Annotated in this window: 15 protein-coding genes; 8 read left to right on the top strand and 7 right to left on the bottom strand. The window is 45.0% G+C overall.

Annotated elements, in window-relative coordinates; translation table 11 throughout:
• Positions 1 to 107: 107 nt before the first annotated feature.
• The 3 genes from HMPREF0868_RS04855 to HMPREF0868_RS04845 form a co-directional block, all read right to left on the bottom strand.
• The gene (locus HMPREF0868_RS04855; protein ID WP_012993591.1) at positions 108 to 587 is read right to left on the bottom strand and encodes a hypothetical protein; all 480 of its coding nucleotides are present in this window, start codon (positions 585 to 587) and stop codon (positions 108 to 110) included.
• A 171-nt stretch (positions 588 to 758) separates the two neighbouring features.
• Positions 759 to 1,601, bottom strand: a complete 843-nt coding sequence (gene mutM / locus HMPREF0868_RS04850) for a bifunctional DNA-formamidopyrimidine glycosylase/DNA-(apurinic or apyrimidinic site) lyase (protein ID WP_012993590.1) — start codon at positions 1,599 to 1,601, stop codon at positions 759 to 761.
• 48 nt (positions 1,602 to 1,649) lie between these two features.
• Positions 1,650 to 1,895, bottom strand: a complete 246-nt coding sequence (locus HMPREF0868_RS04845) for a helix-turn-helix domain-containing protein (protein ID WP_034574250.1) — start codon at positions 1,893 to 1,895, stop codon at positions 1,650 to 1,652.
• Between the two features lie 721 nt (positions 1,896 to 2,616).
• On the opposite strand from HMPREF0868_RS04845, the gene HMPREF0868_RS04840 reads away from it, so the two are divergent.
• From HMPREF0868_RS04840 to upp, 3 genes are all read left to right on the top strand, one after another.
• A complete protein-coding gene (locus HMPREF0868_RS04840; RefSeq protein ID WP_012993587.1) occupies positions 2,617 to 3,909 on the top strand; it encodes a THUMP domain-containing class I SAM-dependent RNA methyltransferase in 1,293 nt (430 codons plus the stop codon).
• A complete protein-coding gene (locus tag HMPREF0868_RS04835; protein ID WP_012993586.1) occupies positions 3,909 to 4,649 on the top strand; it encodes a nucleotidyltransferase family protein in 741 nt (246 codons plus the stop codon). The genes HMPREF0868_RS04840 and HMPREF0868_RS04835 overlap by 1 nt, the downstream gene beginning before the upstream one ends.
• A gap of 233 nt (positions 4,650 to 4,882) precedes the next feature.
• Complete coding sequence (gene upp / locus HMPREF0868_RS04830) at positions 4,883 to 5,512, top strand: uracil phosphoribosyltransferase (RefSeq protein ID WP_012993585.1); 630 nt, start codon at positions 4,883 to 4,885, stop codon at positions 5,510 to 5,512.
• 152 nt (positions 5,513 to 5,664) lie between these two features.
• On the opposite strand, the gene HMPREF0868_RS04825 is transcribed toward upp, so the two are convergent.
• Complete coding sequence (locus HMPREF0868_RS04825; protein ID WP_012993584.1) at positions 5,665 to 7,152, bottom strand: DUF6382 domain-containing protein; 1,488 nt, start codon at positions 7,150 to 7,152, stop codon at positions 5,665 to 5,667.
• Between the two features lies 1 nt (position 7,153).
• Positions 7,154 to 7,582, bottom strand: coding sequence for a Flp1 family type IVb pilin (locus HMPREF0868_RS04820; RefSeq protein WP_041705687.1), 429 nt, complete (start codon positions 7,580 to 7,582; stop codon positions 7,154 to 7,156).
• A gap of 314 nt (positions 7,583 to 7,896) precedes the next feature.
• On the opposite strand from HMPREF0868_RS04820, the gene HMPREF0868_RS04815 reads away from it, so the two are divergent.
• The 5 genes from HMPREF0868_RS04815 (at position 7,897) to pyrE (ending at position 12,542) form a co-directional block, all read left to right on the top strand.
• Positions 7,897 to 9,222, top strand: a complete 1,326-nt coding sequence (locus HMPREF0868_RS04815; protein WP_012993580.1) for a dihydroorotase — start codon at positions 7,897 to 7,899, stop codon at positions 9,220 to 9,222.
• A gap of 42 nt (positions 9,223 to 9,264) precedes the next feature.
• Positions 9,265 to 10,095, top strand: coding sequence for a dihydroorotate dehydrogenase electron transfer subunit (locus HMPREF0868_RS04810; RefSeq protein ID WP_012993579.1), 831 nt, complete (start codon positions 9,265 to 9,267; stop codon positions 10,093 to 10,095).
• On the top strand, positions 10,085 to 11,035 hold the full coding sequence (locus tag HMPREF0868_RS04805; protein ID WP_012993578.1) for a dihydroorotate dehydrogenase: 951 nt from the start codon (positions 10,085 to 10,087) through the stop codon (positions 11,033 to 11,035). The genes HMPREF0868_RS04810 and HMPREF0868_RS04805 overlap by 11 nt, the downstream gene beginning before the upstream one ends.
• 62 nt (positions 11,036 to 11,097) lie before the next feature.
• Positions 11,098 to 11,787: an orotidine-5'-phosphate decarboxylase gene (gene pyrF / locus HMPREF0868_RS04800; RefSeq protein WP_012993577.1), complete on the top strand. Its 690-nt coding sequence runs from the start codon at positions 11,098 to 11,100 to the stop codon at positions 11,785 to 11,787.
• Between the two features lie 122 nt (positions 11,788 to 11,909).
• Positions 11,910 to 12,542 (top strand): orotate phosphoribosyltransferase, encoded by a 633-nt coding sequence (gene pyrE, locus HMPREF0868_RS04795; protein ID WP_012993576.1) that lies wholly within the window; start codon positions 11,910 to 11,912, stop codon positions 12,540 to 12,542.
• A 109-nt stretch (positions 12,543 to 12,651) separates the two neighbouring features.
• Here pyrE and HMPREF0868_RS04790 read toward each other — a convergent pair whose 3' ends face one another.
• Complete coding sequence (locus tag HMPREF0868_RS04790) at positions 12,652 to 14,037, bottom strand: MATE family efflux transporter (RefSeq protein ID WP_012993575.1); 1,386 nt, start codon at positions 14,035 to 14,037, stop codon at positions 12,652 to 12,654.
• Between the two features lie 279 nt (positions 14,038 to 14,316).
• A complete protein-coding gene (locus HMPREF0868_RS04785) occupies positions 14,317 to 15,054 on the bottom strand; it encodes an IspD/TarI family cytidylyltransferase (RefSeq protein WP_012993574.1) in 738 nt (245 codons plus the stop codon).
• Positions 15,055 to 15,062: the final 8 nt, after the last annotated feature.

The raw sequence follows: 15,062 nt of genomic DNA, 5'->3' as shown, positions 1-15,062 counted from the left end.
GATACAGATTTGTTTCAGCCGGTTTGTAGTATTTTAGCACAACGATTGTTCTCTTACTATTAGTAATTCACTATCACAAATCATATATTTGCAATTTTGTATAAATTTTATGCTCCGGGGTAGATGGTAAAGCTTAAACCTAGGCTGATTAGCCAAAAAGGCAGTAAAGGAATTTTGCTGCTTAGTGATAATGAATATGTAGGTTTCACGGTATGTTTGATCTTGGCCAAATAGATGTTTCGGCACAAGAATATTCCAGCTTTTCCTGTGATAAACAATATGACACCGATTAAGGCAGCCGCTAGCGTGAAATAGGTGCGCAACGTCCCGAAGATGATGCCGTTGCAAAGTAGTTGTTTGCTGTCTGCGCCACCCCAGCCATTTAAGCGATAAATAATGTAACCGACAATTAAATGAAGAGGGAAAAGGCTGAGTTGTTTAATGGCGACGGGAGAAAGAAAACATAGGGCAAGTGCGACCGTGCCGAGCAGGCCGTGCCAAATAAGCGGAACTCGGGAGGTTAACGCATCTTCCAAAGCGATCCTGTAAAGCAAGTACACTAATAATAAACAAAGAAAAACATCCATTGCCAGATATCCGTCCTCTCAACCGTGATTATCATCTTAGGTTGAGTTTAAACAGATGAGCAAGGGAGGGAACCGACAAGTTTCGTCAAAAAACGACAAATTTCGCCAGAACACGAAAATGTTCACCAAACGATGAGACTCCATACCAAACGGCCGACAAAGCAGCAGAGATTACATGGCTTGACACTGGGGGCAATACACGGTGCTGCGACCTGATATGCGCGTAGTTGCAAGAATACCGTTACACCGTGGACAAGCTTGCCCCGCCCGTCCGTAGACACATAATAGAGATTGAAATCCACCTCGTTTGCCGTCACCATCTCGGTAGTCACGAAAAGTCGTACCGTGGTTGGCGATCGATAATGAAAGTAGGCGTATAGTTTCGTTGACCACTTGTTCCCAAGCCGCTTCGGAGATACTTCCGACCGGTATACAGGGGTGCAGCCGGCAGGCGTATAGAATCTCGTCAGCATATATGTTCCCCAACCCGGCGATAACGGTTTGATCCAACAAAAAGGATTTGATTTTAGCGTGTGGATGTTTGCTGGCGGCTGTTAGCAGGTAAGCTGGAGTGAAGTCAGGGCTTAGCGGCTCGGCTCCTAGTGAATTATAACCGAATTTATAGCTTTTAAGCTCAGTGTCATTCAGCAGAATGAGCCTCCCAAAACGCCTAGGATCAGAATATCGCAGCTCTGCATGTGCAGGCAAACCTACGGAATGCGAAACAGCAAATATCACATGCGTATGCGGCAGACAGGGAGAAGCTAAATCTTCCGTATAAGTGAAACGCCCGGTCATCCGCAAATGCGCCACCAAATGCAGGTTACTGTCGAGAACGAAGTCCAAGTATTTGCCGCGTCGGTTAATGGCGGTCACTTTAACATCACGGCACGGCAGATCACCCGGATTGATCCAAACCTGTGGATGAAACGGTTGCTTCAACGTTAAATACTCATCCAACAAATGTGGCGCAAGACTGCGGCGGATATTTTCAACTTCCGGCAATTCAGGCATAAGTACCCCTCGCTTTTCAGATGATAGTGTTTTAAGAATATATTAAAACTACCATTCAAAGCAAGCTACTTCGTTATAATCGCACAAATAACCGAAGAGAGTGACCGGAGGCAAACCCATAACTTCGGCAATAACTATCAAAAGGTCGAGATCGATATGCACCTGGGCATTTTCGATGCGCGAATATACGGTTTTATTTAGATTTAGCAGTTCTGCCATCTGGGTTCGTGAGAGATTACGGGCAGTTCTGTAAACTTTCAAAAGATATGACAACTTGTTATAATTAATTCTCATAGCATTTACCTACTTAATAATTGTGCGTAATCTTTTAAAAAATCGGCCAGTGTGTAATTTACATGTTTACTATAAAGCTAAATGGAAAATAAATTGTTACGCTAATGTTAACTACGAAATACGTTTTTATTAGTGGTCAGGTTTTTGCTGCATATAATTAACTTTAAATTATGCAGATTATTTGATAATTTGCCTGGTTTGGTGGCTATCTGTTCCTTGGTTTTGGCTGCTGGCAAGGCTTTTGCGGCAATTTTTCTTCACCACAACTAAAGTAAGTTACCATGCTGTGCTGCCGGCAGTCAATTGCTCAACGGTTCACTGCCTACGAAAAATAGCAGCACCTGTCAAATCACTTTGGTGAACAGATGCAGTTCTGCAGAAGTACATTCGCCTTGCCCCTGGTAGCTGTTCTGACGAGGAGCTAGCAATTTTTGGGCATCTCCTCTGTTAAAACTAGGCAGAGGCTATTCGTTTTACTTGAATTTACGGTAATTGCGAGAAATTAATTTATGAAATCTTGACAAATTTTGGCTCTGATTTGACAATGGTAATACTTATTGCGCCTTGCCCTTGGACAGAAAGAAAAATTTGCCGTTAAGCCTGTGGGCTAATGTCGGCCTAGGTGGTAAGGTTGTGTGCGAAATCAGACAGACGAATGAGAATTATGATAAACTTTAGTCGAAATATTTTACAATATGCTTGGATGTGAGGGTAGCGATATATGTACATAGTTTTGCCGACTTTGCTTGGAGTGGAAGCTTTGGTGTCTGCTGAAATACAGAGATTAGGTTTTTCTCGCACCAACATTGAAGTAAGAGACGGCCAAGTTTTCCTTAAAGTTGCCGATGATTGGGCAGCCGTTTCACGCAGTGTGGCTGAATTAAATGTCAATATTGCTTGCGGCGAAAGGGTTGAAGTGGAAATTTTGCGCGCCGAAGTAACCACCTTTGACCAATTGTTTGAAACGGTCACCAATTATCCTTGGGAGAACATAATCGTGCCCGGGAGTGCTTTTACTGTTGCGGGTGGATATTCGCGTAAATCAAAATTGTTCGGCATCCCGGCTTGCCAAAGTATCATCAAAAAGGCGGTGATCTCGCGTGTACTGCGTGCTAACAATTTGCCGAAAGAAACAATTTTAAAAGAAGACCCGCAAATTCAAGACTTGCGCTTGCAATTTTCATTTATGGAAGATGAGTTCAGTTTGCGGTTCGATACGACTGGGGACGGTTTACATAAGCGCGGCTATAGAATAAAAGCGAATATGGCTCCTCTTAAGGAAACTTTGGCTGCCTCGTTGCTTGCTTTGACCCATTTCAAGCCTTTCGGTGATGAGTTGCTCTGGGATCCATTTTGCGGTTCTGGAACAATACTTATTGAAGCGGCGCGGCAAGCTGCTGGTATGGCCCCGGGCATGCGGCGCAATTTCAGCGGTGAGCGTTTGCGCTTTTTTGCGAAGGCTGATTTTGACCGTGCTCGGGCGGACGCTGAAAGCAAAGTGGACTTAACGCCGCCGGACACGCCGTTTTTTTACGGTACCGATATTGATCCGCAGGCGATACGAATTGCTAGAGCCAACGCCGAGCGGGCCGGAGTGGCTGATTTTATAAAGTTTGCGGCGGCAGATGCTCAAACTCAAAGTATCAGTGATTTGCAAGAAAAATTTGAACTGCCTTATGTTACTGCTGTTACTAATCCGCCTTATGGTGAACGGCTGCTTGACGCGGCAGCAGCGCATCGGTTATCGGAAGCCATCGGCAGGGTGTTCTTTACTGGTACGGGACTAAGGCCGCATACCAAGTTGTATCTCATAACTGCGGATGAGAATACGGAACAGGCAATAGGTTTTTTCGCCGATAAACAACGTAAACTTTACAACGGCATGATTCCTTGCCGCTACTACCAATTTTTCCGCAAAACATCTCGTCCTTATGCACCGCCAACCTCAAGGGCTGGCCGCAAATATAGTGACCAATTTAACAAAATAAATAAAAATAATCGAGGTAATAAATAATGAAGGTTATCATCTTGGCGGCTGGATATGCCACACGCCTTTATCCGTTGACTAAAAATTTACCTAAGGCTCTCCTGCCTGTCGGTGAAAAGACAATTTTAGATTTGCTTTTACAAAAAGTAGCGGAGATAAGTGACGTGTCGTCGGTAACTTTGGTTACCAACCACAAATTCGCCGCAGTTTTTGATGCCTATTTTCGCAAGCTAAAGAATGAATTTTTGCCGTGGCAAATAAAGGTTTTGGACGACGGTACTGGAGAAGAATCTATTCGCTTGGGTGCGTTGGGTGATTTAAAATTGGCTTTAAACCAACTCGGTTATGAGGAAGACGTTCTCGTGTTAGCAAGTGACAATTTGTTCGAGTTTTCTTTGCGGCAGGCGTATTTGACGTTTAAGCGCCTGAAAAAGGACATGGTAGTCGGTCAAAGCTTGGAAAACTGTGACGAGTTGAGCAGATTTGCTATTGCGGAAGTTGACGCCGGAGGAATTATTACTTCCCTTGAAGAAAAGCCGGCTAATCCTAAAAGTAATATTGTCGTTTATGCAACTTACTTCTATAAAGCGGAAACGTTACCTTTGCTGCTGCAATATGAATCGGAAGGAAACAACATGGATTCTCCGGGAAGATTTCCGGCTTGGCTTTATAAGCGTAAACCGATTTACTTGTATCGAATTGAGGGAAAATGTATCGATATAGGCACGGTAGAAAGCTATGCCGCGATCAAGGACACCTGGCAGTAATCAACCGGTTATCCACAAAAAGCATGGCTGATTTTGCTTTGTTCAGACGGTTATTCACATAGTTATCCTACTTATCCGCAAAAAATTGATTTGATTGAATAAATATTAGAGAAATATTACAAATGCTTTACATAAATGTGAGTTGGATTTGTCGGGACATGAATTGAGTTTGCATATCCCTGCTTCAATGTGCTAAACTTGAAAAAACTTTGTGTTCGGAATAAGGAGTTACTATGAATAAGGTTTTTGTTTTTGATCATCCGCTGATTCAACATAAGATATCACTTATGCGTGATAAGAATACTTCAACCAAAGAATTCAGAGAGTTGGTTTCGGAAGTGGCAATGCTAATGGCCTACGAGGTCACCCGTGACTTGCCGTTGAAAGAAGTTAAGGTGGAAACACCGATTGGGATGGCTACTACCAAGGTTCTTGCCGGTAAAAAAATGGCTTTGGTGCCGATTTTACGTGCCGGTTTAGGCATGGTAGAGGGTATGCTTCAGTTAGTGCCGAGCGCAAAGGTAGGGCACATTGGTTTGTATCGAGATCCGGCAACTTTGCAGCCGGTAGAATATTACTTCAAAATGCCGGAAGACATTACTGAGCGTGATGTCATTCTTTTGGATCCAATGCTGGCGACGGGTGGCTCGGCTTCAGCTGCGCTCAGTTTTCTTAAGCAACGTGGGATCACCAACATCCGTTTTGTATGCTTGATTGCTGCTCCGGAAGGTGTAGAGCGTTTGCATAAAGAACATCCGGATATACCCATATTCTGTGCGGCACTTGATAAAGGGCTTAACGATCATGCTTATATTATACCGGGCTTAGGTGATGCCGGCGATCGTTTGTTCGGAACAAAATAGATAAGATTAAATTATTTCAAATTTTTTACATGCGTATTCAAGGGACATCTTGTAGGTGTCCCTTTTTACTTGTGTGGGCCTCTTCAATTCTGCTGGCAAGGAAAAATCGTCGAATTTTTCGTTCGTGCTAGTTAGCATGGCAGTTATCTGCGCTAGCTGTTACAGCAAAAATAGTAAGCTGTGTTGTTAAGTCTTATGGTTGCGGTATTCGGCAAGGGACAGTCGGTATAGGGTTTTAGTTTTTTCCCATTCAGGGATACACTGTCACGAACTAGTGGTTCTATATAGTATGTTCCGGCATTATTCTTTATACGCGCCACGGAACGGGGGCGATGGCCGTGGTTAGGCAGGAGGCAGTCGGCTTTTATCGGGTCTGTGCCCAAAACAAAGTTATTCCTTAGAATGTATATTCTGTCGCTACGGCGTTCATTTGAACTCCCAGGTATGGAGCGTGAGATGAAAGCAGGGTTGTTCGGTACGGCAGCTTGTTTATCGATTATGGTCTCTGAGAAGAGCAACGAATTATCCACGGCTTTAACTGTTTCTTCTTTATCCGAAGGCATGGCAGAGAACTGCAAAAAGTTGGCGGTCGGCGGAGGCTGGCGGATCTCGGGTGCATTAGCTGCTCGGTCGGTATTGAACGAGGTCGAAGTTTTTCGATTTATAGGCTTTCTTTTAAAAAGTCCACGGCGGCTGAATACAAACAGTTTTAAATCTAGGCATAGTAGCACTAACCATTCAATGCTTATCGCGATAAATGAGGGTTTGCGGTGAGAATCAGGTAACCAAAACGGCAAGGTGAGGCATACCACTAAATAAACTGCTTGAATAAGTAAAGCCAAGTAGCGATTGCTGTTTCTGTTCCGAATATTTGTGCCGGTATTTTCTGCATAATTGTGGTCGCTGAAAGCGTCAAACCTACCTTTAGTTGAAGCTTGCCCTGCTTTTATATAGGCAGGTATAATAGTATTTCCGTTTAGAGGTGGGGACGCAGCTTGGTTTGACGGAGCGGCTGTATAAGTCTTGGCGACATCGTTGAAATAAGGTTGAGGTGTAGCCAAGTCCGATGGAGCGGTGGCAGTATAGGACAATTTATTTACACACTCGACTAAGCCGGCCATACTTTCAGCTGCGGCGTTGATTAGTTCAATTTTTTGATTCTCGTTCAGCTGCTGGTTTTGCTGCAAGAACAATTCAACCAAACCTAGCCGACCGCCTGTGGCTAAAGCGCAGGCGTGGCTATTATCGTTTTGTTCTTGCCATACCGGCAAGTAGATAAAGCCGGCTTCGCAAGCATCAAGTTTATCCGGCGGGAAAAATATTGAGTCCGGATCAAACAGTATGTTGTCGGCCACCAATTGACTGTTATCCACGGCTGCCCATAACTCACCGCAATGATTTATCAGGGTGACCATAAACCCGATGTCAAGTTTTTCAGTTCTACCAAGCTCGCTTAAGCTTATTTTATTACTTATTCGGCAGACTAAACTCATGTGTTCGGGTTCTATTTGGCAGGTAGGCAGGAGAAGTCCGTGCCAGTTCATGGAACTAAGAGCTTCATTTTGAAAGTCGCTGAAGCTTTCTCCTGCCGTCAAAACATAATTAAAATTGATTAGTCTGGTTGGCTTCAGTTCAGCCATTTTACCCTCCGATATTGCCGATTTGACTCAGAATGCTTTGATCGTCAAATACTTTGTGAAACAGGTTTTGCGCGAATTGGCGCAGTTGGGTGTTGAAAATTAGAGCTATCGCCATAAGTACGGCAATAATAATTACCACTTCAAGTGTCGCCGCGCCGTCTTTGTTTTCGGCCATGCATGTAATCCCTTCTCGGCATAAGAATAGTTTTTTCTTTAGGTAAGGGGGGAGAGTTATTCGCAATCTCAGCGGCAGATTTTTCCCGGCATTGCGCGAATATTCTGCTTTGATGTGGCTGCTTTTGGCTGTGGTCGTGACTGTGTTCGATAGTCCTTGTTTGGCTTTGGCATTCTCATTCGTAAGTCGATTCGGAAGGCTAGGCAGTGGTTTGGCTTGGGGTGAGGATATTGGTGATAAATTTTTATCCGGCATAGATTACCTCCTGTGAAATGATTTTTTTAATAGCTTTAGTCTAAGAGTTTTTGCCTTAAGCGTGATCGTCAATTTTCCTCAAAAAGCGACAACAAGCGACAAATAGAATACAAATAAAAAGGACACTTGACTCTTTATGATTTATCCGTTATCATCTTTCAAGATGTCGGAGGTGAAAATGTCCACATATTTTTGGATATCAACAGCACATTACAGAGCGACGGCGTGGTCGTTGTTTCGACGTCTGAAAAATGTTTTGCATATAGTACGATTGCTGCGGCGACCGTACTTTTTTTTAGCGAAAGGGGCAGAGAATGATAACTTGGTTGGAAAACGCGGTTGTTTGTACAAAGGAAAATGAACTGACTTCGGCGCAAGTTTTGATCGTTGATGATAAGATCGCAGCATTTTATGAAGGTTTGTCGACTGCTGAGGCTAAGGCCAAGCGGAAGGAGTTATCGGAAACTTATTCTGATTTGCATATTGTCCAAGCTAACGGCAAGCTGTTGAGCCTGGGATTTATCGATCCCCATGTTCATTTGCGTGATCCCGGTTTCACCTATAAAGAGGATTTGATCACCGGGACGGCAGCGGCTGCGGCGGGAGGTTATACGCGTGTTTTGGCCATGCCTAATGTAAATCCTGTTCCTAATTCGCCGGAGCTGATTCAAACCATGCGCCGTCGAGCCAAAGAGCAAGCAAAAATCAAGGTTGACTTTTACAGCCCCGTCACTGATGACGAAAAGGGTCTGAATTTGGTCGATTTCGCTGCTCAAATGAAAGCGGGAGCAGTGGCTTTCTCTGATGACGGCAAAGGAATGCAAAATCCGGCTTTGTGTCGTGAGGCTATGCGTAGATTGGTTGCCGTGGGCGGGCTTTTGGCGCAACATTGTGAAGAAAACAGTTTATTGAATAAGGGATATATCAATGACGGCGATTATGCACGTAAGCACGGCCATTGCGGTATTAGCGACAGTGTTGAGGAGGTTATGACGGCACGTGATCTGATTTTAGCTGCTGAAACCGGGTGCCGTTATCATCTTTGTCACATGAGTACGGCCAAATGTGCTGACTTGCTTAACTTAGCCAAGACGAAGTGGCAGGCGGATGTGAGCGCGGAAATTACCCCACACCACTTGTTGCTGAGTGATGATGACTTGCGCGAGGACGGAAATTTTAAAATGAATCCACCACTTCGTTCGGCAGCTGATGTCACTGCGATGGTTGAGGCAATTGACTCCGGTCTGGTGGAAATCATTGCTACCGATCATGCCCCCCATGCTTTGCAAGAAAAAAACGGTGGTTTGGCGACGGCGGCTTTCGGTATTACCGGCCTAGAAACTGCTTTCCCGCTTGTCTACACTGAATTGGTCAGGTCGGGGCGGCTAAAGCTGGCCACTGTATTGAAGTGTTTTACCGCGGGTCCGGCCAAGCGTTTCGGCTATGGCGATTACACTTTGGCAAGTGGTGCTACGGCGGATCTGGTTCTGGTAGATTTAAATGCCAAATGGACGATAAGGGCTGCCGATCAATTGTCAAAAGGGAAGAACACGCCATTTGACGGTCGTGAGGTGTATGGAAAAGTTACTGATCTTTGGTGTGACGGCAAGCAGATTCTCAGTAATGGAAAATTAAGCTGATTGGTCGGTGGTCGTTCGAAACTGTTGTTTAGGAGGGAGAAATTGACAGTTAATATGGGAGCAAATATAACGCCAAATATGGCAGGTAGTCTGGCACCAAAAGTAAAATCTTACCGAATTATTTCCAATCAAAGTATAGCGGAAAATGTTTTTATGCTTAGGCTTCACGCGCCTGACTTGGGTGAAACCTGCTCGCCGGGGACTTTCGTCGAAGTGCAGCTCAAGGATCGAAGCAAAATTTTGCGGCGGCCGATTTCTATCCATGACTGGGCGGTCGATGCGAAAGAGTTGCGCCTTATATATAAAGTTGTCGGGCATGGTACAAAAGATATGTCCGAATATCAGCAAGGTGAAATGCTTAATATTATTGGGCCATTGGGGCAAGGCTTTCCTTTGCCTGAGCCGGCTGAGACATCAGGTGAGAAAACTTGTTTGCTTGTCGGTGGGGGGCTGGGAATGCCGCCGCTCTATGAATTGGCCAAACAATTGTTCAGCCGCGGTCATCAAGTCATAGCATTGTTAGGTTTTCGCAGCCGCAACGATGTCTTCGGGGTAGAAATGCTGGAAAAATTTGGTAAGGTTGTCGTGACAACGGAAGATGGTAGTTGTGGGACGGCCGGGCGGGTTGATGTTAAATTGAAGGAACTGGGCGCGTTAGCCGATGTATATTATGCTTGTGGACCATTGCCGTTATTGGCCTGTGTAAATGCTGAATTGCCTGAATTGGTAGGTTATCTGTCTTTTGAGGCCGGTATGGCTTGTGGCATGGGAGCTTGTTACGGCTGTGCCATCGCTACGCGTCACGGCTTGCGCAGGGTGTGTAAAGACGGACCGGTTTTTCAGGCTGGGGAGGTTATTATCGGTGGAATTTGAAGTCGAAAACAAAAAAATGCCTGCGGCTGTGGATATGCGTGTCAGCTTGCCGGGGCTTAATTTAAAAAATCCCATTCTTACAGCTTCCGGTACGTTTGGTTTCGGTGAAGAATATGGCGAGTTGTATGATTTAAGTTGTTTAGGGACGATAACGACTAAAGCCGTTACACTTGAACCTCGGACGGGTAACGGGATGCCGCGGGTGACGGAAACTTATGGTGGTATGCTAAATGCCATCGGTTTAACGAATCCTGGGATAGCGGCGGTGAAACAAAAAATTGCCGCATTGAGAAAATATAATTTGCCTCTTTTGGTAAATATTGCCGGAAATTCTGAAAGCGAATATCTGCAAGTGGCAGCCGAGATGTCGGAATGCCCCGGAGTAGGTGCTTTGGAAGTGAACATATCTTGTCCTAATGTAAAGCAAGGCGGTATTACTTTTGGGCAAGATCCGGCCATGGTTGAACGATTGACGAGTAAAATAAAGACTGTGTCTAAATGTCCTGTTTACATGAAGCTTTCACCCAACGTAACTGATATTACCGTCCTAGCCAAGGCGGCTGAGGCAGGTGGTGCCGACGGTTTGTCCTTGATCAACACTTTGCTCGGCATGCGTCTTGACCTGAAAACTGGTAAACCTGTTTTAGCCAACGGTACCGGAGGTCTTTCTGGGCCAGCCATAAAACCGGTGGCTGTACGGATGATTTATCAAGTCTATCGTGCGGTGAAAATTCCCTTAATCGGTATGGGAGGGGTTATGACTGCGGAGGATGCTTTGGAAATGATGTATGCCGGGGCCGGAGCGGTTGCAGTTGGAACGGCCAATTTTGTCAATCCGTTTGTTTGTCCGGAAATAATTGCCGGTTTGGCTGAACTCTTACATCAGCACGGATTTGCTTCGGCAGCTGCCGCGGTAGGTTATGCTCATCAAACGAAATAGAATATATTGTTGTTAAATGTTAAATTAAATAAAAAAACGGCGGTTTTCACTAAGGAGGAAACATGAAAAAGGTTATTACGGCGTTGGATTTCCCTGATCAGGTAAGGGCAATGGAATTTTTACGGCAGTTTGACGAATCAATTTTTGTCAAAGTAGGGATGGAACTTTTTTACGCTGAGGGTCCGGACATCGTACGAAAAATTAAGCAAGCAGGTCACAAAGTATTTCTTGATTTGAAATTTCATGACATACCGAATACGGTGGCTGGAGCTGTGCGTTCTTGTGCGAAATTAGGTGCGGACATTATTAACGTTCATGCTGCCGGTGGTGTTACGATGATGCGCCGAGCGGTGGAAACATTACGAGATAGTGGCTCCACAGCAAAAATTATCGCTGTAACTCAACTTACTTCAATCAGTGAAAACGAATTGCGGCAAGAGTTGTGGATTGATCATGAGATGCAGGCTACAGTGCTTCATTACGCGGAACTTGCTCGAACAGCTGGACTGGACGGTGTTGTTTGTTCGGCTTGGGAAGTTGATCGCATTCATAAAGTCTTAGGGCGAGATTTCTTGACTGTAACTCCGGGGATAAGGCCGGCCACTGCGACTGCTGGTGATCAAAAGCGGGTGGTTACTCCGAAGCAGGCGGCGGAAATAGGCTCTGATTACATTGTGGTAGGTCGGCCGATAACGGCGGCCGCGGATCCTTTGGCAGCTTATCGGCAAATCGCAGCGGAATTTCATCAGTAAGGTGAATGAGTCTGCTGCCGAGCAAAATATTCGACGTCGGAAGCCTAGAGTTTAGTGATATATAAGTTTATAAGCTTGTAATTTTATAGATTTATAAGCTGTTTGAAAGGAAGATAATTAATATGCGTGAGATAGCTGAAATCCTTTTGAAAATTAAGGCGGTAACTTTGTCCCCTGATGCCCCGTTCACTTGGGCCTCAGGTATAAAATCGCCTATTTATTGTGATAATCGTTTGATTTTATCCTACCCCGAGGAAAGGGAAAAAGTTGAAAATGCCTTGTGTGACCTGATAAGAAGGGAATTTTCGGATGCGGGATGTCTGATGGGAACGGCTACGGCCGGTATTCCTCACGCTGCCATTTGTGGTTGGCAACTTGGTTTGCCCATGGGTTTTGTTCGCGCCAAAGCTAAAGATCACGGCAAGGAAAATGCGGTTGAAGGGGTTGTCCCGACCGGAATAAAAACCGTAGTAGTTGAAGATTTAGTCTCTACCGGCGGTTCGTCATTACAGGTAGTTGACACTTTGCGGTCTGTTGGCGCTGATGTGCAGGGAATGGTGGCAATTTTTACTTATGGTATGAAAAGAGCGGAAGAAGCGATGACAGTTGCTGACGTTAAGTTGTTTACTTTGACGGATTTGACGGAGCTTTTAAGTGTTGCGTTAGAGTCGGGTTACATAGATGCCAAACAACAGCGAAAGTTACTGGCTTTTAGGGAGAATCCGTCCGATCCAAGTTGGCAGAAAATGGATTGACGATATTGACGTGACGGAGCTGACGGCCGGCGGCTCGGGCGGCGATCTAGCGATGGTTGTCTGTGAGTGGCCGGCGGCTTGACGCAGGCGATTGGGCAGTTCTCGCCTGTCAGCGGCCGATCTGCGACAGCTTGTCCTGAATTACCGATTTCCAAGGCAGACATAGGATTAGAATTGCGCTGAAAATTATGCCGCATATAGTGTTAGAAAACAGGTTTCCCCAAAATATTGAATAAACACCCAAAGTTTTTTCGAAGGCTAGAATAAACAGATAACGGCAGAACCATATCCGCAAAACTCCACTGATCAAAGTCATTTTTGTGCGTCCCAAACCGATGAAAGCTCCGTTGGTTACCATGTAGATTCCGAAACCTATTATTGACCAGAGGTATATGCGTAAAGCACCGGCAGATATATCCACGATATCGGGATCATTACGAAACATGAGTACCAAATATGGTGACAAAGGTAAAAAAATGGCGATTAGAATCGCTGAAATAACGATACTGACCAGACAGCCAATAAAGTAAGATTTTTTTGCCTGCCGTGTGCGGTTGATGCCGATGTTCATACTTACAAGCGCGGTTATGGTTGAGCCAATTGACGAAGGCACGGTGAATGCCATCGCGCTGACATTGGAGGCTATTACCTGAGCATTCAGGGCAACTTTGCCAAAAGATGATACTTCCATATTGATTAAAGTGAAACCGAAGTACACCATCATATTGCTGAGCATAGAGGGAATAGCAAGTTTTACCAAAGATGTCAGAAAAACCTTGTCGGGTTTGATATTTTTGAACGTCAGTCTGGTTTCGGAATCGGCTATATACAAGTCGTACAACATCCAAGCATTGATGGTGAGATAAGAACCGAGCGAAGCCAAAACAGCTCCGAATTCGTTTAAATGGAGCCAGGAGAGAAAAATTCCGTTAAAGATCAATTTCAGAATGAACAAAAAGAGCATACGAATGAAGTTGGCTTCTGGCTGGCCGGTGGCACTTTTGATTGCGTTATAAATTGACGCAGTAAAAAGAAAGGGTAACACGAGGGAGTAAACACTCAAGTAATTGAATAAAGGAGCGGCAATTTCGTGATTAACCTGTGAGCGCAGAATGAAGGCGGCTAAGAGGGTGAACGGGGCGATACAACAGCCGAAAAGGAAGGAATAGAACATGGTTTGAGAGGCACAATGGCGAACTTTCGGGATGTCTCCTTGCCCAAAGATCTGTCCGAGAATTGCCAGGGCGGCGACGGAAAGGCCTTGAGATAAAGATGTTAGTATGTTAATGATCGGTACGGCAAATCCGACTGCGCCCGCAACTGCGACGGAAGATGTGTTGTTCAAATATAATCCGTCTGTAAGAGGTATTAATGATTGCACTACGGCCATCATCAAAGTCGGTAATGACAAATACATGATAGTTTTCAGCGTGTTGCCATACAGAATCATTTCTCGGCGTTCAGCTAAACTTTGGCGAAAAAAACCTAAGCGCATAAAATTCCCCCTGTGTAAAGAATTAGTCTACAGCTAAATATAAAAATAAACAAGATGGCCAGTATATTTTTTCAATTTTGCACAAAAATATATGATCAATATTATATCTGCATATACATGTGCAGCAACGTGTGTTACTGGCAGCGGTCCGGTGGACTTAGTGCTAACTTGTGTAGCATATGATTTGCTTGACTCGGTGTTAACTGATTAATAGTAGTTGTTAACCGAAGAACGGCAGCTTTGAACCAGTATTGAAGCTCATTAGGCTATTAGGCGGCTTCAGTTTTCCTGACTGGACGATGATCTAAGAAATTCTTTGGCCAATATTATGTCCAACGGGCTGGTTAGCTTAATATTTTTATAGTCCCCGGGAACGAATTGTACGGGAATGTTTAAGGCGTACATCAAGCTGATGTCGTCGGTGTACTTGGCTGTCCCTGTACTATTCATAAGTGTAGAGGCTGAATAAGCCCTGTAAATAAATGGCCAAGGAAAGGCTTGAGGGGTTTGCACGGCCCGCAAATTATCACGCGGCATGGCGGCCATGGCATGTCCGTTAACATCAACTTGGTGGATGCTGTCTGTAAGCGGTAGCGCTGGAGCAGTGACCAAACCTTTACTAACTGTGTCAATTATTGTGCTTAACAGTTGGTGACTCAGCAGGCAACGCGCCCCGTCGTGGATCAAAAGGAAGTCGGGTAGCGGATCGCTGTGACTTAAAAATTCGACTGCATTGTGGACCGAAGCGGTTCGGGTACTGCCGCCATTTATGCAGTTAGAGTTCAAACGCTGATCGCTGGCCGCGAGCCGATTTAAAATAGGCGCAAACAACTTGAAATCTTCAGCGGCGGCAACGACGTATACGCGGCTAAGTCTCGGTTCACTGAGCAGGCAACGCACACTTCTTTCCAAAACGCTTTGCCCGGCGAGGTTAAACAAAAGCTTGTTGTAACCTAGCCCCATGCGCTGCCCAGAACCGGCGGCCATAACAATTGCGATAAAATTATTTAGGTGCATAGATAGCC

Source organism: Mageeibacillus indolicus UPII9-5, from assembly GCF_000025225.2.
GTDB classification, from domain to species: Bacteria; Bacillota; Clostridia; order Saccharofermentanales; family Fastidiosipilaceae; genus Mageeibacillus; species Mageeibacillus indolicus.
Note: the sequence above shows the minus strand (reverse complement) of the source record. Positions and strands in the feature narration are given on the sequence as shown.